This is a genomic window from Okibacterium sp. AC114 (assembly GCF_979253355.1).
The window spans coordinates 2,821,165-2,837,962 of sequence record NZ_CEEDBR010000001.1; the positions used below are offsets into that span (position 1 = coordinate 2,821,165).

Annotated in this window: 16 protein-coding genes; 8 read left to right on the forward strand and 8 right to left on the reverse strand. The window is 68.6% G+C overall.

Annotated features, from left to right (window positions below; genetic code table 11):
- Window positions 1–36: 36 nt before the first annotated feature.
- On the reverse strand, window positions 37–1,458 hold the full coding sequence (locus ACZ6IE_RS13085) for a carboxylesterase family protein (RefSeq protein ID WP_464608312.1): 1,422 nt from the start codon (window positions 1,456–1,458) through the stop codon (window positions 37–39).
- A 139-nt stretch (window positions 1,459–1,597) separates the two neighbouring features.
- Between ACZ6IE_RS13085 and ACZ6IE_RS13090 the strand changes: the two genes are divergently transcribed.
- Window positions 1,598–2,428, forward strand: coding sequence for an HAD-IIA family hydrolase (locus ACZ6IE_RS13090; RefSeq protein WP_077054807.1), 831 nt, complete (start codon window positions 1,598–1,600; stop codon window positions 2,426–2,428).
- Between the two features lie 19 nt (window positions 2,429–2,447).
- Here ACZ6IE_RS13090 and ACZ6IE_RS13095 read toward each other — a convergent pair whose 3' ends face one another.
- On the reverse strand, window positions 2,448–3,347 hold the full coding sequence (locus ACZ6IE_RS13095) for a LysR family transcriptional regulator ArgP (RefSeq protein ID WP_464608313.1): 900 nt from the start codon (window positions 3,345–3,347) through the stop codon (window positions 2,448–2,450).
- Window positions 3,348–3,415: 68 nt separating this feature from the next.
- On the opposite strand from ACZ6IE_RS13095, the gene ACZ6IE_RS13100 reads away from it, so the two are divergent.
- Entirely contained in the window at window positions 3,416–4,045 is a 630-nt protein-coding gene (locus ACZ6IE_RS13100; protein WP_464608314.1) for a LysE/ArgO family amino acid transporter, read from the forward strand.
- Between the two features lie 11 nt (window positions 4,046–4,056).
- Here the strand turns inward: ACZ6IE_RS13100 and ACZ6IE_RS13105 are convergent, their stop codons facing one another.
- The gene (locus ACZ6IE_RS13105; protein WP_464608315.1) at window positions 4,057–7,026 is read right to left on the reverse strand and encodes a hypothetical protein; all 2,970 of its coding nucleotides are present in this window, start codon (window positions 7,024–7,026) and stop codon (window positions 4,057–4,059) included.
- A gap of 2 nt (window positions 7,027–7,028) precedes the next feature.
- Window positions 7,029–7,577 (reverse strand): orotate phosphoribosyltransferase, encoded by a 549-nt coding sequence (gene pyrE, locus ACZ6IE_RS13110; RefSeq protein ID WP_464608316.1) that lies wholly within the window; start codon window positions 7,575–7,577, stop codon window positions 7,029–7,031.
- Between the two features lie 67 nt (window positions 7,578–7,644).
- On the opposite strand from pyrE, the gene ACZ6IE_RS13115 reads away from it, so the two are divergent.
- On the forward strand, window positions 7,645–8,502 hold the full coding sequence (locus ACZ6IE_RS13115; protein ID WP_464608317.1) for an exodeoxyribonuclease III: 858 nt from the start codon (window positions 7,645–7,647) through the stop codon (window positions 8,500–8,502).
- A 71-nt stretch (window positions 8,503–8,573) separates the two neighbouring features.
- Window positions 8,574–9,332 carry a GH25 family lysozyme gene (locus tag ACZ6IE_RS13120; RefSeq protein ID WP_464608318.1) on the forward strand — a complete coding sequence of 253 codons (759 nt, stop codon included), beginning with the start codon at window positions 8,574–8,576 and terminating at the stop codon, window positions 9,330–9,332.
- On the opposite strand, the gene ACZ6IE_RS13125 is transcribed toward ACZ6IE_RS13120, so the two are convergent.
- Window positions 9,329–10,489 (reverse strand): helix-turn-helix domain-containing protein, encoded by a 1,161-nt coding sequence (locus ACZ6IE_RS13125; RefSeq protein WP_464608319.1) that lies wholly within the window; start codon window positions 10,487–10,489, stop codon window positions 9,329–9,331. The two genes, ACZ6IE_RS13120 and ACZ6IE_RS13125, sit on opposite strands and share 4 nt — an antisense overlap.
- 206 nt (window positions 10,490–10,695) lie before the next feature.
- Between ACZ6IE_RS13125 and ACZ6IE_RS13130 the strand changes: the two genes are divergently transcribed.
- Complete coding sequence (locus ACZ6IE_RS13130; RefSeq protein ID WP_464608320.1) at window positions 10,696–11,517, forward strand: alpha/beta fold hydrolase; 822 nt, start codon at window positions 10,696–10,698, stop codon at window positions 11,515–11,517.
- 192 nt (window positions 11,518–11,709) lie between these two features.
- Here the strand turns inward: ACZ6IE_RS13130 and ACZ6IE_RS13135 are convergent, their stop codons facing one another.
- Window positions 11,710–11,883, reverse strand: coding sequence for a CsbD family protein (locus ACZ6IE_RS13135; RefSeq protein WP_077054799.1), 174 nt, complete (start codon window positions 11,881–11,883; stop codon window positions 11,710–11,712).
- 169 nt (window positions 11,884–12,052) lie between these two features.
- On the reverse strand, window positions 12,053–12,532 hold the full coding sequence (locus ACZ6IE_RS13140) for a hypothetical protein (RefSeq protein WP_077054798.1): 480 nt from the start codon (window positions 12,530–12,532) through the stop codon (window positions 12,053–12,055).
- An 87-nt stretch (window positions 12,533–12,619) separates the two neighbouring features.
- On the opposite strand from ACZ6IE_RS13140, the gene ACZ6IE_RS13145 reads away from it, so the two are divergent.
- Window positions 12,620–13,516 (forward strand): PhzF family phenazine biosynthesis protein, encoded by an 897-nt coding sequence (locus ACZ6IE_RS13145; protein WP_464608321.1) that lies wholly within the window; start codon window positions 12,620–12,622, stop codon window positions 13,514–13,516.
- A 93-nt stretch (window positions 13,517–13,609) separates the two neighbouring features.
- On the forward strand, window positions 13,610–13,996 hold the full coding sequence (locus tag ACZ6IE_RS13150; RefSeq protein ID WP_464608322.1) for a DUF1801 domain-containing protein: 387 nt from the start codon (window positions 13,610–13,612) through the stop codon (window positions 13,994–13,996).
- Window positions 13,997–14,106: 110 nt separating this feature from the next.
- Here the strand turns inward: ACZ6IE_RS13150 and ACZ6IE_RS13155 are convergent, their stop codons facing one another.
- Window positions 14,107–15,693, reverse strand: coding sequence for an amino acid permease (locus tag ACZ6IE_RS13155; RefSeq protein ID WP_464608323.1), 1,587 nt, complete (start codon window positions 15,691–15,693; stop codon window positions 14,107–14,109).
- A 175-nt stretch (window positions 15,694–15,868) separates the two neighbouring features.
- On the opposite strand from ACZ6IE_RS13155, the gene ACZ6IE_RS13160 reads away from it, so the two are divergent.
- A complete protein-coding gene (locus ACZ6IE_RS13160) occupies window positions 15,869–16,723 on the forward strand; it encodes an ABC transporter ATP-binding protein (protein WP_464608324.1) in 855 nt (284 codons plus the stop codon).
- Window positions 16,724–16,798: the final 75 nt, after the last annotated feature.

Here is a 16,798-nt window from a genome sequence, read left to right on the forward strand (position 1 = left end):
TGAGCTCAGTCGCGTGAAGAGCGTGAAGAGCTTCGATCAGCCGACGCGGCGGTAGGCGATCAGGCCGGGGACGCGGCCTCGCTCGGCGAGGGCGTCACCGCGCGCGAAGTCGCCCCACAGTTGACGCAGGATGGTGCCGTTGGCCTCGATCTCTTGACGGGTGGCGCCCGCGACGAGGGCCGCGTCGCGCCAGGCCGCCTCGTCGCCGAAGAGCAGGGGCAGGTCGATCATGTGCGCCGCCCCGAAGGGGTTGCCGGGCGCCTTCCACGACACGACGTAGCTGTGCACGCGGCCGCCCGCCCGCGCGTGACGCCGGGCGAAGCGCGCATCGGTGCGCCCGTAGACCAGCCAGGTGGCCAGGCCGACAATGATGCGCTGGATGACGGGGCCCACGACCGGCAGCCCCACCCACGGCTTCAGCTTGGGCAGGTTGGGCACGAAGAGTCGGCCCTCCTCCGACGTGTGCCCGATGAGCACGTTCACGCGCGGTGCCGCTTCGTTCCAGGCCCGCTCGATGTTGCGCTCGGCGGGCAGCGGCTCGAAACCGTATTGGGTGCTGAAAGGCATGCCGCCCTTGAGCCCGAACGGCGCCGCGATGCGTTGCAGCTTGGCCGACAGGGCGACGACCTTGTCGACGGGCGTCTCGGGTGTGACCTCCGCGGCGGCTTCGGCCATGAGGGAGGTCATGCGGGCACGACCTCGCGCGAGCCCGAGGGGTGCACTCTGGATGATCGCCCGCGAGAACAGTGAGGATGCCTCGGGCACGGCAAGAAGGTGAGCCACGGCATCCGCGCCCGCCGATTGCCCGAACGCCGTGACGCGCGCCGGGTCTCCGCCGAACGCCGCGATGTTGCGCCGCACCCAGCGGAACGCCTCGAGCATGTCGAGCAGGCCGAGGTTGGCGGGCCGGCCGTCGGTGCCGTCGCCGAGAAAGCCGAGGATGCCGAGGCGATACGTCACGGTCACGACGACGACACGTTGCTCGGCCACAAGGGCCGCCGGATCCATCACGGGCAGGTCGCCGGCACCGTTGGCATAGGAGCCGCCGTGGATCCAGACCATGACGGGCACGGCCTCGTCCGGCTCCAGATCGCCCGGCATCGTGACGGACAGATGCTTGCAGTGCTCACTCGGGTGCCGGTCGGGCGTCGCACCGAGCACCTGCTCGAGGAACGCGTTGTAGGGCTGGGGCGAAGCGTGCGACCACTCGGTGGCGCGCAGCACGTCACCGGCCGCGCGGTCGGGCACCGGCCGCGGCCGCTCGAAGCGCTCGGCTTCGGCATAGGGGATGCCCGTCGCACGCACGACGGCGCCGTCGTTCCAGCCCTCGACCGGTCCGCTCGGCGGCTCGAAGCGGGGCGCCGAGCCCGAATCGAAACGTCGCCCAGACGGATTCGGCGACCCAGAGGATGCGGGGGCGGCAGAGGCGGAAGCGGGCGGCACGTAGTGGTCAGACATCCCCCTCATTCAATCACCGCGTCGGGCGGGCCACCTCGGAGCGGCGTGAACGTTTGCGGCGAGGATCGTGGGAGCACAGACATCCCCTCGCCTTGTCACCCCGAACCTCTAAACTGGCCACGGACAGAAAGAGGTCGCAATGAACACTCGTCGCGAAGACGTCGAATGCTGGTTGACCGACATGGACGGCGTTCTCGTCCATGAGAACCGTGCGCTGCCCGGCGCCGCCGAGCTGCTGCAGCAGTGGCGTGACCAGGGCAAGCCCTACCTCGTGCTGACCAACAACTCGATCTTCACGCCGCGCGACCTCAGCGCACGCCTGCGTCAGTCGGGCCTCGAGGTGCCCGAAGAGTTCATCTGGACCTCCGCTCTCGCCACCGCCGATTTCCTCAAGAACCAGGTGCCGGGCGGTTCGGCATTCGTCATCGGTGAGGCCGGCATCACGACCGCGCTGCACGAGGCCGGGTTCATCATGACCGAGACCGACCCCGACTACGTGGTCGTCGGCGAGACCCGCAACTACTCGTTCGAGGCCATCACGAAGGCCATCCGCCTCATCATCAAGGGCGCCCGCTTCATCGTCACCAACCCCGACGCCACGGGTCCGAGCGCCGACGGCGTGCTGCCCGCGACGGGCGCAATCGCGGCCCTCATCACCAAGGCAACGGGCAAGGAGCCCTATGTGGTGGGCAAGCCCAACCCCATGATGTTCCGCTCGGCGCTCAATCGCATCGGCGCGCACTCCGAGAACACGGGAATGATCGGCGACCGCATGGACACCGACGTGGTGGCGGGCATCGAGGCCGGGCTGCACACCATCCTCGTGCTCACGGGCATCAGCGACCAGGCCGAGATCGACCGCTACCCGTTCCGCCCCGATGAGATCCTGGGCGGCGTGATCGACCTGCTCGATAAAGATCCGGTCGAGTCCGACGACTTCGAGGGCAGCTCGACCGTTCCCGCGTCCTAGCTCAGGCTCAAGTCCCGTCTCAGCGCAGCTGCTCGCGCGCCACACTCTCGACGACGCTCGAGACGGCGTCGAGTGTCGGTGAGGCCAGGTTCCACCGCTGCCAATACAAAGCGATGTCGATCGGATGCTCGGGCGCCAGGTCGAGCAGCACCCCCTGGTCGATCTCGGCCGCGCACTGCTGTTCGGGCAGCATCCCCCACCCCATTCCGAAGACGACCGCGCGCGCATAGTCGGCCGACGTGGGCACGTAGTGGCGCGGTGAACGCAGCGAGCGGCCCGTGCATTCGCGGTAGAACTGGCGCTGGATCTGGTCTTTGCGGTCGAAGTTGACGACGGGGCCCGACCCGAGCGATTCGACCGAGGCGTGTTCGTCGAGAAACCGCCGCGCGAACGACGGGCTGCAGACCGCGCGATATCGCATGCGGCCGAGCGATGTGACCGAGCATCCCTGCACCGCCTGTGAGGCCGAGGTCACCGCCGCCATGACGGCCCCCGAGCGCAGCAGCTCGGCCGTGTGGTCTTGATCGTCGCGATGGATGTCGAACACGGCCGCAACCCCGGTCTCGTCGTGCAATCGGGCTGCCGCCTCGAGAAACCACGTGGCCAGGCTGTCGGCGTTGACCGCGACGGGCAGGGTGACGACGCCGCCATCGGATGCAGCCCGACCGAGTTCGCGCGCCGTGTCCTGCTGCAGCAGCTCGACCTGCCGGGCGTAGCGCAGCACGACGTCGCCCGCGGCCGTCAGTCGAACGGGGTTCGACCGCTCGACCAGGATCTGGCCCGCGGTGAGCTCCATGGCCTTGATGCGCTGCGAGACCGCCGACGCCGTCACGTGCAGGCGCCGCGCGGCACCCTCGAACGTGCCCTCGTCGAGGATCGTACTCAGCGTGCTGAGCTGTTCAGGCGTGAATGCGATCATAAGCGCAGCTTACGGGGACGAAGAAGCTTTAGCTGTACTGCATGGGCCGTCGACCGTACCGTAGCGATGTGACCTTCTCCACCACCCTCCTCCCCGCCCTGCTGGGTTTCGGCACGGGCCTCGCGCTCATCGTCGCGATCGGCGCGCAGAACGCCTTCCTCCTGAAGCTCGGCCTCACCGGTCGCAACGGCCTCGTCGCCGCTGTCGTCGCCATCTGCGCGATCTCGGATGCCGTGCTCATCGTCGTGGGCGTGCTCGGCATCGGCGCGGTCATCGAGGCGGCCCCCGTGGCGCTCGTCATCATCCGGGTGCTGGGTTCGGTCTTCCTCATCGCCTACGGACTTTTCGCCGCCTGGCGCGCGGTCAAGCCGAAGGCGCTCGAGCCGGGTGCCGCGTCACCGCGCATCTCGCTGCGTGCGGCGGTCTTCACGGCACTGGCGCTCACGTGGCTCAATCCGCACGTCTATCTCGACACCGTGCTGCTGCTCGGGTCGGTGGCGAATCAGCAGGGCGAGGCCGAACGCTGGTGGTGGGCGGCGGGCGCGGTGCTCGCGAGCTTCACGTGGTTCACACTGCTGGGTTTCGGCGCGCGACTGTTGCGACCGTTCTTCGCCAAACCGTCGTCTTGGCGCGTTCTCGACGCACTCATCGCGGTCGTCATGCTCGCGCTCGGCATCCGGATGGCGCTCGGTCACTGAGGCTGTGGTGATCAGCTTCCGGCGAGAGACCCCGTGATGGGCTGGGCGCTCGACCGGCTGACGAAGCAGTAGTAGCTGCGCTCGCCCGCGGCCCATTGCTCGGCCGTGACCGGGTAGCTGCCCTGTACCTGCACGTCGTTGAGGGCGCCTGCCGCAGCCAGGTCGAGCACGCCAGGCGCGCTGCACAGCAACGAGATCTGGCCCGCGATGGCCGCTTCGCCGGGGAACGCGGCTGCCGGGTCTTCCGACACAGGAGCTTTCTTCACCATCTGGGCGGCGTGGGGAGTTGCGCAGTCGACCACGGTGAATTCTTCGGCCCACGGGTTCGTGTAGGGCTCGAGGCATTCGCCGCCGGCCAGCAGCTTCCAGTCGTAGGTTCCCGGCGCGAGCGGTCCGGCAGCCGGGGCCGCAGGAGCCTCGGGCGTCGGCTCGGGTGCAGGCTCGGCCGTGGCCGTCGGGGTCTCGGATGCCGCGGGGCTCGCGGTCGGGGTCGCGGTCGGCACGGTCGCGGGCCCGGCTACCAGCCCGGGGATGCGCGTGCCCAGGAAGAACAGTCCGACGAGGATCAGCACCAGGACGAGTGCCCCGGCGACCAGAATCAGGGGGCGCGGAAGCTTCGCCGCTGCAGTGCCACCAGCGGGCGGGCGCGTGCTGCCGGCACCGGCGGCACCGGCCGAAGCGTCGCGCACGGGGCTCGTCGATTCGCGGGCTCGGTCCGCCGCGGTGGCCGCTCCGGCGGTGCCGAGAAGCTGCGTCGGCGCGTTGTCCGGTCGACCGGGCTGGTTGACGTCGCCGCCGAAGGGGGCTTCCGAGTCGGCGACGGGCAGCACCACGGTCGCATCGTCGCCGTCGGCCGGTCGGTCGGATGCCTCGGCGCGAGGTCGCCCGTCCGCATCCGTCTCGCCGCCCTCTCGGGCATCCGAATCGTCATCGCCGAAGAGCGACCACGAGTCGGTGTCGGTCTTCGCGTCGCCGTGACTGTCGCTCGAAACCTGAGTGTCGTTCGAGTTGGAGGCCGGTTCGCGGTCGTCGTTGCGCGATGCGAATTGCAGCTCCGAGAAGTCCATCGCCTCCGTGGGGGCGTCGACGGATGCCGAGCGCGAATCCGTGCCCGATCCGGCGGCGGCAGCGGCTGCGGCAGCAACTCCAGCGGCGCCGGCGGCTGCAGCCGTACCGCTCGCAGCTTCGCGCTCCCGCATGGCGGCGAGCTGTCGTTCCAGGGCCGCCTCGTGTTCGGCGGCGGCCGCTCGAGCCGTCTCGGCGTCGGCAGCGCGCCGCAGTTCGGCCTGCCGCTCGACCTCGGCGGCATGCTTCTCCTCGGCGACGCGGGCGACCTCGGCGGCACGGTCGGCTCCTGCCTGACGCTCGGCCTCAGCCGCACGTTCTGCTTCCGCGGCTCGTTCGGCTTCCGCGGCGCGCTCGGCTTCTGCCGCTCGTTCAGCTTCCGCGGCGCGCTCGGCTTCTGCGTCGGCCCGCTCGGCCTCGGCGACGCGCTCTTCTTCGGCCACGCGGGCGGCCTCGCGGCGCGCATGCACGCGCGGATCGAGCTCGTCGTTGCGGCTGAGCTCCCACGAGAAGGGAACCTCGCCGAGGTCTTCGGTCAGGAAATCTTGCGCGTGGCCACCGACGCGACCGTCCGCGTCACGCTCGTCCACATCATCGCGTCCCGAAGCGGAGTTCTCGTTCGACGACTTCTCGTCGACTCCGGGCGCCTCGGCCGCAGCGGACGACGAATCGGCGGAAGCAGCCTCGTAGGGGCGTTCACCGCGCACGGCGGCCAACTCCTCGGGCGTGAAACTGAGGGCTTGCGGATGCCGCAGCGAGGAGCGCGGCGCAACGACCGGGTCGCCCGCACCCTCGGCGTCGGCATTTCCATCGTCCTCGAGCTCGGTGTCGTCGGCCTCGGTGTCGGCGGCCTCGGTGTCGGCGGCGGAGTTATGGGCGGCGGAGTTGTCGACGTCATCGCCATCGCCATCGTCATCGCGAGCCCATTCGGGCACGGCGGCCTCGCTGGGCGGCGGCGTGAACGTCGCACGCCGCGGCGCGTAAGGCTCGTCGTCGGCGGCCGGCACGTCGATCAGATCGGTGTCATCCAGCTCGTCGGCCGGCAACTCGTCATCGGCGCCCGACTCATCGGCGACAACGGGCATCCGTTCCGTGCGCAACTCGCGCCGAGTGGCCGGGACGTCACCGGCGGCTTCGTCATGAGCGCTCTCGTCGCGAGCACTCTCGTCCTCAGGGTTCTCGCTACCAGCGGTCGCATCATCCGCCGCCCCGCGCGATCCGCGCAGTCCGTCGAGCCCGAGCGCTCCGGCATACGTCGCGGTGCTGGACCGCGACGACCCTTCCTCGCTGGGGTAGGCATCCGTGGCGCCTTCGCTCGAACCCTGCTCCGACGCGCCGGCATCCGGCTGCGCACCCGGTCGGGCACGCCACCACGGCGACAGTTCAGGGGTCTCGTTACGATCGGCCGGGTTCGCGGGCGCCCGGAACAGATGTTCGGTCGAGGGCGACGCGGGGATTCCACCGGCGGGCGTGCCGAAAGCGGGCATGACGGGCATGGGACCCGTGTCGACATCCTCGGTGCCCGAGGCATCCGGAGCTTGGGAGGCCTTCTCACCCTCGCGGTCGGGGCTCGCGCCCAGCCACGACATGAGCTGCTCCTCGGCCTTGCGCACGGAACCACGCACACCGGACGGGGCCGGGGCATCGGCATCGACGTCAGACCCAGACCGCGCCGAGCGCGGCGCGCCGGACGAACCGTCGCTCACCTCATCCGCAGCATCGTCAGCGTCGGCGTCGTCGTCATCGTCCTCGTCGAGCTGCCCGAGCAACCATTCGGTTCCGAGCGGCAGTCCCGCCGTCTCGACGGGCGGCTCATCGGGGTGCGTGCCGGGCGCGCCCTCGACGGCGTCGCGGTCACGGGCCTCATCGCCGTCGTTCCGTTCGGGCTCGCCGCCCCGCCGTCGCTCGTCGGCCACGGTTACTCCAGGCCCAGATCTGCCAGCCCGATGGCGGCGAAGTAGGGGTAGCCGGCTTTCTCGATGATCTCGCGGGCACCCGTGTTGCGGTCGACGACGACGGCGACGCCGACGACGATGGCGCCGACCTTCTCGAGCGCCTCGGCGGCCTTCAGCGGCGAACCGCCCGTCGTCGAGGTGTCCTCGAGGACGATGACGCGCTTGCCGGCGAGATCGGGGCCTTCGACCTGCTTGCCGCGGCCGTGGTCCTTGGGTTCCTTACGCACGACGAACGCGTCGTAGGTGAGGCCGCGTGCAGCACCCTGGTGCAGAATCGCGGCGGCGACGGGGTCGGCGCCCATGGTCAGGCCGCCGACGGCGAAGACATCCGGAACCTGGGCGATCAGGTCGATCATGACCTGTCCGATCAGCGGAGCGACACGGTGGTCGAGGCTCACCTTGCGAAGGTCGACGTAGTACGTGGCCTTCTTGCCGCTCGTCAGGGTGAAGTCTCCGTGGAAGACTGCCTCGGCCGAGATGAATTCGATGAGTTGTTGGCGCGCATCCGTCACAAGACGACAGTTTACGGGTGAACGGGCCCGGAACGTCCACACGACGGGCCCGGATAGCATTGTCGGCATGCGCATCGCCACCTGGAACGTCAACTCCATTCGCACCCGTGTGGGCCGCGTCGTCGACTGGATGGTCCGCGAAGACGTCGACGTCCTGGCCATGCAAGAGATCAAGTGCCGTGACGACCAGTTCCCGCACGACCCCTTCACCGAGGCGGGTTACGAGGTCGTCACTCACGGCCTCAACCAGTGGAACGGCGTGGCCATCGCCAGCCGCCTGCCCATGGATGACATCGCCACCTCGTTCGCGGGCATGCCCGGTTTCGGCAAAGCCAACGCCACCAAGACGACCCCCGTGCTCGACCCCGACGGCAACCCGCTCGAGGCGCGCGCGATCGGCGCGACGGTCGACGGCGTGCGCGTGTGGAGCCTCTACGTTCCGAACGGCCGCGGCGTCGACGACCCGCACTACGAGTACAAGCTGCAGTGGCTGAACGCCTTGCGCGAAGACACGCAGGCGTGGCTGGCCGACGAAACGCTGCCGCTCGCGCTCATGGGCGACTGGAACGTGGCCCCCTACGACAGCGATATGGGCGACCCGTCGTTCGGCCCGGGCAGCACTCACATCTCGGGTCCCGAGCGCGACGCGTTCCACGCCTTCGAGGCCGTCGGCATGGTCGACGTCGTGCGCCCGATCGTGCCAGAGGGCTTCACGTTCTGGGACTACAAGCAGCTGCGCTTCCCCCGCAACGAGGGCATGCGCATCGACTTCATCATGGGTTCACCCGCGTTCGCCGAACTCGTGACGGATGCCTCGATCCACCGCAACGAGCGCAAGGGCGACTCGCCCAGCGACCACGTGCCGGTGCTCGTCGACCTGGCGCTCGACGGCGAGGACGAAGACCGCCCGATGATCTTCGGCTGACTCGAGCGCGACTCACTCATGCGGCGAGCTCGCGCATCCGGCACGTCCAGTCATCCGGCTAGGTTGGTGGGGTGACGACGCGACGACGGGGATGGATGCGCTGGGCGATCGCCGCGGCATCCGTCGTGGTCGCCGCCGGCCTCTGTGCTCTGCTCGTGGCCACGGGCGTGCTGTGGCCCAATCGTTTCTTCGCCGCCGGGTATGCCGTGCGGGGCGTGGACGTGAGCGTCTATCAGGGCGACATCGACTGGGACACGCTGGCCGACCAGGACATCGACTTCGCGTTCATCAAGGCGACCGAGGGCTCGGGCAGCCAGGACTCGCAATTCGCCGAGAACTGGGAGGAGGCGCGTCAGACCGATCTGCTCGTCGGCGCCTACCATTTCCTCAGTTTCGACAGCCCGGGCACGACGCAGGCCGACAACATCATCGCCACGGTGCCCAACGAGACCGGCGCGCTGCCCGTCGTGGTGGATGTCGAGTGCTACGCCGACTATTGCGCGACGATGCCGACGAAACAACAGGTTCGAGACATCCTCGACCCCCTGCTGGCCGACCTCGAGGCGCACTACGGCGCTCCGCCCATCCTCTATGCCACGGCCGATTACTACGACTCGTATCTGCGCGACGGCTACGCCGAGAACCCCGTCTGGATCCGCTCGGTCGTGACGCCCCCGACGCTGCCCGACGGGCGTGCCTGGGACCTGTGGCAGTACTCGAACCGCGAGAAACTGCCCGGTTATGAGGGCGACGAGGACTACATCGACCTCAACGTGTTCCGCGGCACACTCGACGAGCTGAAGAGCCTGCGCGCGTCGGGCCAGCGCTAGAAGCGACCCGTCGCCTCCCAATAGCGCACCAGTTTGAGCGCGAGGTGCAGCGAGCTGCGGCTGATGCCGTCGTCGAGCGCGGCCTTGACGGGCGCGGGCATGTTGTCGAGGCGGTAGTAGAGCGTGGTGCGGTGGATGTGCAGGCGTTCGCAGGCGTCGCGCGCTCGACCCCCGACATCCAGATAGGTTTCGACGGTTTCGCGTTGCAGCGGATCGCCGCCGCCTGTCGTGAGCGCGTGGGCAGCGGGCGAGAAGGTCTCCAGTTGTGAGCGGTCGGCCTGGATGGCGGCCAGCATCGTCCAGGCGCCGAGCTCGCTGATGTCGGCCCGGGTGACGCCCGGTTTGATGGCGCCCGCGAGGTCGGCCGCGAGCGCTGCCTGATCGGCGGCGGCGCCCAGGTCGTCGTGGTCGCGCGAGTGGTGTGCCGAGCCGATCGAGTGGATGGCGATCGCCAGCTTGGATGCTTCGGCCGGGATGATGCGGTCGGCCACGTCGTTGTCGGTGGCCCGCCCGACGAAGAGCAGTTTGCCGTCCCGATCGCCGAGGAAGCCGATGTTCGGACCGCTGAGGGCTCCGACATGCCGGCCGAACGCCACGCGCTGGATGGGGCCGACGCCCGGATCGACGGCGACGGCTCGCACGACGGTGTTGCGGCCGCGTTCGAGCCAGTTCTTGCGCAGCGCCTCGGCGAACGCGGCGCGGCGCTCGACGGCATCGGCCGAGATGAGGCGGCCCATGACGGCGGCGCGCAGCGAGGTTGCGGCGCGGGGGTTCTCGGCGAGCAGGTGCCGGGCGAGCAGCACCGAGGCGTCGATGGCGGCGTGCTGGGCTTGGGTGAGCGCGGGCAACCCGCCCACGATGATGGACATCATGGCCAGGAGCGAGTCCTCGTCGCGGATGGGCACGACGAGCCGGGCGTGGGTTCCGAACGGCGCGAACGAGACGACGACGGGCTTGGTCGCCTGCAGCACGCCCTCGCTTTCGAGGTACTTGCGCGGCTCGGGCGCAAGGGCTCGCCGCAGCAGGCTGTTGGTGCGGATGTCATCGATGTCGTCGCCCTGCGGGCTGGCCGCGAGGGGCCGGAATTCGCGGTCGCCGATCACCACGGACCGCCCGAGCGCGAGGGACAGCTCGTCGACAAGCTCCTGCAGATTCATCGACTCCCTCTCTGATCGGGCGATGCTCTCTCTGCATCATTGTGGAAGAAAAACGGCACCGCAGAAAAGACGCTGGACAGGGCGGTCGATTGTTCCTTGGACAGGTGACGGAACAGGTATCGACTGCGCGCTGTATCGCTCGGGACCTGCTTCGCCGTAGGTTCGGCATGACCGAAACTTTCCGGCTCGCGAGAGGGACAACACGCATGCCTTACATCACCACCACCGATGGAACCCAGATCTATTACACCGAACAGGGCTCGGGTCAGCCCGTGCTGCTTAGCCACGGCTGGCCGCTGTCGTCGGACGCCTGGCAAAAGGAGCTGAAGGTCTTGGCCGATGCCGGCTACCGCGCGATCGCGCACGACCGCCGCGGCCACGGACGCTCGTCGAAGACCTACACGGGCAACGACATGGACACCTACGCTCAGGATCTCGCCGAACTGGTGGAGGCCCTCGACCTGCACGATCTCGTCGTCATCGGCCACTCGACCGGCGGTGGAGAGGTCGTGCGTTACGCGGCCCAGCACGGTGAGGGTCGCGTGGTGAAGGTCATCACGGCCGGTGCCGTTCCGCCCCTCATGGTGAAGACCGACGACAACCCCGAGGGCACGCCCATCGAGGTGTTCGACGGCATTCGCGCCGGCGTGCTCGAGGATGCCTCGCAGTTCTACCAGGACCTGACCGAGTCCTTCTTCGGCGCCAACCGCGAGGGCAGCTCCGTTTCTCAGGGGGCCAAGGATGATTTCTGGCGCCAGGGCATGCTCGTCAACCTCGCCGCGGCCTACGACTGCGTGAAGGCGTTCTCCGAGACCGACTTCACCGAAGACCTCAAGGCGCTCGATGTGCCGATCTTTATCGCGCACGGTGACGACGATCAGATCGTGCCCATCGCCGCGGCCGCCGAGAAGACGATCAAGCTCGTCAAGGACGGCACCCTGAAGGTCTACTCGGGCGCTCCGCACGGCATCTACGGCGCCTACCAGACCGAGCTCGACCAGGACATTCTCGAGTTCATCAAGAAGTAGCCCGGCACTGCGCCCGAACGGCGCGGCGGTCCTCAGGTCGCAGACCACGAAGCGGCTCACCCGAGGGTGGGCCGCTTCGTGTCTTATCGCTGCGCTCTGCGGGCATCTGCGCCCACGCCAGCGGCTCGCACGCGATAGCGAGAACGGCCCGAGGGCCCCTCGTTATCGGCGAGAGCCGGTAAGCCTAGGCGACTAGTTCTTGAAGACGTCTTTCACGTCTTCGCCGGTCTGCTTGACGTTGGCCTTGGTCTGGTCGGCCTTGCCCTCGGCGACGAGCTTGTCGTTGTTGGTCGCGTTGCCAACGGCTTCTTTGGCCTTGCCTGCGAGTTCTTCAGCGGCGTTCTTGATCTTGTCTGCTGCGCTCATGGTGAGCCCCTTTCACGAATCGGGTTACGTACACGGATAAGACGGGTGGTCGACGGGTTTCATCACGAAATTCGTCGACTTTTTCTTCATCCCGTGTTCGCGGCAGCGCGCGCAAACGGATTGTGACCACTTCGGGGTCACCGTGAAGCGGCCACCGCGCCGCCCGGTCTCAACCGCCGAAGAGCTTGCCGAAGAAGCCCTTCTTGCGGGAGTAGCCCGCCGCCGTCAGGGCGTCGATGAGGGGCTGCTTGATCTCGTCTGTGTCGAAGCGATAGCCGAAGAACTGGCCCGTGTGCGTGCCCTGGCGGTCCTTCGACTCGGCGAGGGGCGCGAAACTCTTGTTGAGCGTGAACGACTTCTGCGAGCCGCTCTGCCACTTCTTCTCGCCGTGCAGCCCGTCGGAATTGACGGTGGCCTCGGCATCCGCCGAGGTTTCGTCGAATTCCCATGTGCCATCGTCGGGGTCGAGCGTCACGTAGAGGTCGTACGACCCCTGGCGCACGCCCGCGCCGAAGAACCCGAGCCACTTCTGGTCGGCGTACTTCCACGTGGCGTGGATGCCGACGGCGGTGGGTTCGTAGAGGAAGGGGCGGTCGTCGCTGTTGAGCGCGAGAACCCGGTTCTGAGCATCCTGAATCGATTCGGCCATGCGGTGAGCATAGGGCAGGATCGCGCTGACCGGCAGTGGCGACTTGGCCTCTTGCCCGGGGAGCATGGCCCTCGCCAGACTGGGAGGATGACCGCTGACGTGCTGCGCCTGAGCGCCTTCGCCGATGGAAACCCCGGGGGCAACCCCGCCGGTGTCGTGCTCGACGCACGCCCCCTCGACGGCGAGACCATGCAGGCCATCGCGCGCCGCGTGGGATACGCCGAGACGGCCTTCGTCGTGGAGCACGCGGTGGGCGGCGACCAGCGGCACGTGCGCCTCCGCTACTTCTCGCCCGGAGCCGAGGTTCCCTTCTGCGGCCACGCCACCATCGCCACGGCCGTCGCCCTCGCCGAGCGGGATGGTGTGGGCACCTACGTGTTCGGCACGGCCGCGGGCGATGTGCGCATCGAGACCTCGACGGGGGCCGACGGCTCGGTCACCGCCGCGTTCACGAGTGTCGAACCCGAGGTGCGCGAGCTCGACGGCTCCACCACCGATGAGCTGCTCTCACTTCTTGGCATCGAGCGGGATGACCTCGACACCCGCTTCCCCGTTCGCGAATCGTTCGCGGGCAACTGGCATCCGGTCGTCGCCCTCCGCGAGCTCGAGCGCTTCGACGCGTTCACGTTCGACCCGGCCGCCATGCGGGCGCTCATGGACGCGCGGGGCTGGGCGGGCACCGTCACGGTCATCCACGTGCCCGATTCGGATGCCGGAGGCGACACGCCGCCCGCCCACCTCGAGATCGAGGCGCGCAACCTGTTCCCCGTCGGGGCCATCACCGAAGACCCGGCGACCGGTTCGGCCGCGGCGTCCCTCGGCGGCTACCTGCGGTCGCTCGGTGCCGTGACGACGCCGGCCCGCGTGTTGGTGCGGCAAGGGCGGCACGTGGGATTGCCCAGCCTGCTGACGGTCGACATCCCTGTCGCCGGCGGCGTCACCGTGACGGGCACGGCGACGCCCATCGACGAGCCGGAGCTTTAGGCCTGACGACCTGACCGCTAACTGTTCGGCAGCTCGGCGGTCTGACGCAGAAATTCCTCGGGCAGCGAGAGCATGGCAGCGCCATACTGAGACATGGGTAGAAGCGACGCTGCGGCGGACGAGTATTGGGCGGGGCTCGAGCATCCGATGGCCGAGTCGGCCCGTGGCTTGCGCGCGGCGCTCCTCGATGCCGCGCCCGGCGTCGTCGAGACGCTGAAGTGGAAGGCCCCGAACTTCGCGACCGTCGACGACTTCGCGACCTTCAACTTTCGGCGGCCGACGGCGGTTCAGGTGATTCTGCACACGGGCGCGAAACCGAAGCCCGAGCATCCCGAGATCATCGTGGATGCCCCGGCGGGCCTGTTGCGCTGGGCTGACCGCAACCGAGCCGACGTCACCTTCGGCTCATCCGACCAGATCCTCGAACACCGCGATGCCTTCGCCACCCTCGTCAGCTCATGGGCCGCGCAGCTGCGCTGAGCTCCCGATTTCCGTTCGAGACGCTCATGCGTCCGTGGGCCACTCAGCTGAGCTGAGGCCCTCGGCGCGCTAGCTACCCGCCGAGCCCTCCGTCGATCGACTCAGGATGCTCAGCGGCCGGGGCGGCGGTCCGACGGGTCGCCGTCGCCGGACGCGGGGCCGCCGCCGATGGGTGAGCGGTTGGCCACGGCCGGGAACGCACCCGTGTGGCCGTCGCGCGCCTTGGCGATTTCGAGCACGCGCGGCTTGGCGAAATGCCAGCCGACGATGAGGGCCGGGATGATGAGCACGAGCGACGAGACCGTGAGGGTTCCCGTCGGCCAGTCGAAGGCCATGAGCACGAGCACGACGGCGAGGAAGACGAGCGTGATCCACGACGTGACGGGCGCCCCCGGCATCCGGAACGACGGCCGCTTCAGGCGACCCTGAGCCGCCCAGCGCTGCAATTGCATCTGGCAGATCACGATCATGGCCCACGTGCTGATGATGCCGAGCGCGGCCACGTTGAGCACGATTTCGAAGGCTTCCTCGGGGACGAAGGCGTTGAGGGCGATGCCGAACAGCGCGATGACGACCGTGAGCATGATGCCGCCGTAGGGCACACCCGCCTTGTTCATGCGCGTGGTGAATTTCGGCGCCGCGCCGGACATGCCCATCGAGTGCAGGATGCGGCCCGTCGAGTAGAGGCCGGCGTTCAGGCTCGAGAGCGCCGCCGTGAGCACCACGAAGTTCATGATCGACCCGGCGATCTCGCCCGTCTCGGGGTTGCCGAGGTGCGAGAAGAACGTGACGAACGGGCTCTGACCCGCCTTGTAGGTGTCGTAGGGCAGCAGCAGCGAGAGCAGCAGGATCGAGCCCACGTAGAACACGGCGATGCGGAACACGACCGAGTTGATGGCGCGCGGCATGACCTTCTCGGGGTTGGCTGTCTCGCCGGCCGCCGTTCCCACGAGCTCGATCGAGGCGTAGGCGAAGAGCACACCCGTCACCGTGATGACGCCGGGCAGCAGGCCCGTGGGGAAGAAACCGCCGTTGTCCGCCAGCATCGCGACGCCCGTGACACCCTCCTCGGTGGGCCAGCCGGCCGCGAGGAACACGGTTCCGATGCCGAGGAACGCCACGAGCGCGACGACCTTGATGAGCGCGAACCAGAACTCCAGCTCACCGAAGACCTTGACCGACACGAGGTTCACGCCGAGCACCACGACGAGCGCGATGAGCGCGAGCAGCCACTGCGGCACGACCGTGAACATCGACCAGAACTGCGCATAGAGCGCCACGGCCGTGACATCGACGATGGCCGTCATGGCCCAGTTGAGGAAGTACATCCATCCGGCCACGAAGGCGGCCTTCTCACCGAAGAACTCGCGCGCATAGGACACGAACGACCCGGACGACGGACGGTGCAGCACCAGCTCGCCGAGCGCGCGCAGGATGAAGAACGCGAACACGCCACACACGGCGTAGACGATGACGAGCGACGGGCCGGCGATGGCGAGCCGGCCGCCCGCGCCCATGAACAGCCCCGTGCCGATGGCGCCACCGATGGCGATCATCTGCAACTGACGCGACTTCAGATTCTTCTGGTAGCCGGCCTGCTCGGCGTCGAAGCTCGAGTTCGGCTGGTAGTCCGGAAGATCGGCCGCGGTGTCGGCCGGGGCCGAGGGGGAACGATCGGCGTCGGGGGAATGCGTCATGGGGGTCGTCCTTTCGCAGACGGCCAGCATGCCACGCCTCCGCAAAAACTGAGATTTCGACGCCCTCCGCCCGGCGTGTCGCGCGGGAGGGCAAATCTTATTGGTCGGCCCGGGTCTGTTACGTCGTGTGACAGGCGGCGAAACATCTGCGCGAGGCCCTGGGTAGCGTTGAAACATGGCCACCCCCACACCCACCACCGCTGCCAATACGGCGTTCTCGGTGCGTTTCGACGGGCTCAGCCGCAGCTTTCCGGTCGAGAAGAAGCGTGGCCGCGCGGCCGCGTCGGCGGATGTCGCCACCCCGGCCTCGGGCGAACGCACCGTGTTGCGCGACATCGACCTCACGATCGCGCCCGGCGAAGTCGTCGCCATCCTGGGCACGAGCGGATGCGGCAAGTCCACGCTCCTGCGCATCGCGGGCGGCCTCGACACCGCGTCGACCGGTGGCGCATTGATCGACGACCAACCCGTCGCGGGCACCGACGGACGCACGGCCATCGGCTTCCAGGAGCCCCGCCTGCTCCCCTGGCGCAGCGTCACCGACAACGTGGCCATCGGCCTGCCGCCCGGCACCGACAAGAAGGCCGGCGCCGAACGCGTCGCCACCCTCATCGACCTGGTCGGCCTCGGCGAATTCGCCGGGCACCGCCCCCGCGAGATTTCGGGCGGCATGGCGCAGCGCACGTCTCTGGCCCGCGCGCTCGCCCGCAATCCCGGGGTGTTGCTGCTCGACGAACCCTTCGGGGCGTTGGACGCGCTGACCCGGTTGAAGATGCAGGACCTGCTGCTCGACATCCACCGCGCCGCCCCCACCACCGTGCTGCTCGTCACCCACGACGTCGACGAAGCGCTGCAACTGGCCGACCGGGTCATCCTGCTCGGCCGCGAAGACGGACGCGACGGTTCGACCATCGTCGAGACCCTCACCGTGCCGGGCGAACGCCCCCGCGACCGCGGATCGGCCGACCTGGCCGAGTTGCGCGGACGCCTGCTCGACGGACTCGGCATCGACCGGCACACCCGCCGCTGACGCATCCGGCCCGACCCACTCTTCCGTTCCACCCCTCCCCCACCGCCCTCCTGCACCATCAGCCCAGAAGGACCC

Bases quoted from the DNA above. Each gene is read 5' to 3' on its own strand.
- ACZ6IE_RS13085 (WP_464608312.1), bottom strand. From the start codon at position 1,458: ATGTCTGACCACTACGTGCCGCCCGCTTCCGCCTCTGCCGCCCCCGCA.
- ACZ6IE_RS13090 (WP_077054807.1), top strand. From the start codon at position 1,598: ATGAACACTCGTCGCGAAGACGTCGAATGCTGGTTGACCGACATGGAC.
- ACZ6IE_RS13095 (WP_464608313.1), bottom strand. From the start codon at position 3,347: ATGATCGCATTCACGCCTGAACAGCTCAGCACGCTGAGTACGATCCTC.
- ACZ6IE_RS13115 (WP_464608317.1), top strand. From the start codon at position 7,645: ATGCGCATCGCCACCTGGAACGTCAACTCCATTCGCACCCGTGTGGGC.
- ACZ6IE_RS13125 (WP_464608319.1), bottom strand. From the start codon at position 10,489: ATGAATCTGCAGGAGCTTGTCGACGAGCTGTCCCTCGCGCTCGGGCGG.
- ACZ6IE_RS13130 (WP_464608320.1), top strand. From the start codon at position 10,696: ATGCCTTACATCACCACCACCGATGGAACCCAGATCTATTACACCGAA.
- ACZ6IE_RS13135 (WP_077054799.1), bottom strand. From the start codon at position 11,883: ATGAGCGCAGCAGACAAGATCAAGAACGCCGCTGAAGAACTCGCAGGC.
- ACZ6IE_RS13140 (WP_077054798.1), bottom strand. From the start codon at position 12,532: ATGGCCGAATCGATTCAGGATGCTCAGAACCGGGTTCTCGCGCTCAAC.
- ACZ6IE_RS13145 (WP_464608321.1), top strand. From the start codon at position 12,620: ATGACCGCTGACGTGCTGCGCCTGAGCGCCTTCGCCGATGGAAACCCC.
- ACZ6IE_RS13150 (WP_464608322.1), top strand. From the start codon at position 13,610: ATGGGTAGAAGCGACGCTGCGGCGGACGAGTATTGGGCGGGGCTCGAG.
- ACZ6IE_RS13155 (WP_464608323.1), bottom strand. From the start codon at position 15,693: ATGACGCATTCCCCCGACGCCGATCGTTCCCCCTCGGCCCCGGCCGAC.
- ACZ6IE_RS13160 (WP_464608324.1), top strand. From the start codon at position 15,869: ATGGCCACCCCCACACCCACCACCGCTGCCAATACGGCGTTCTCGGTG.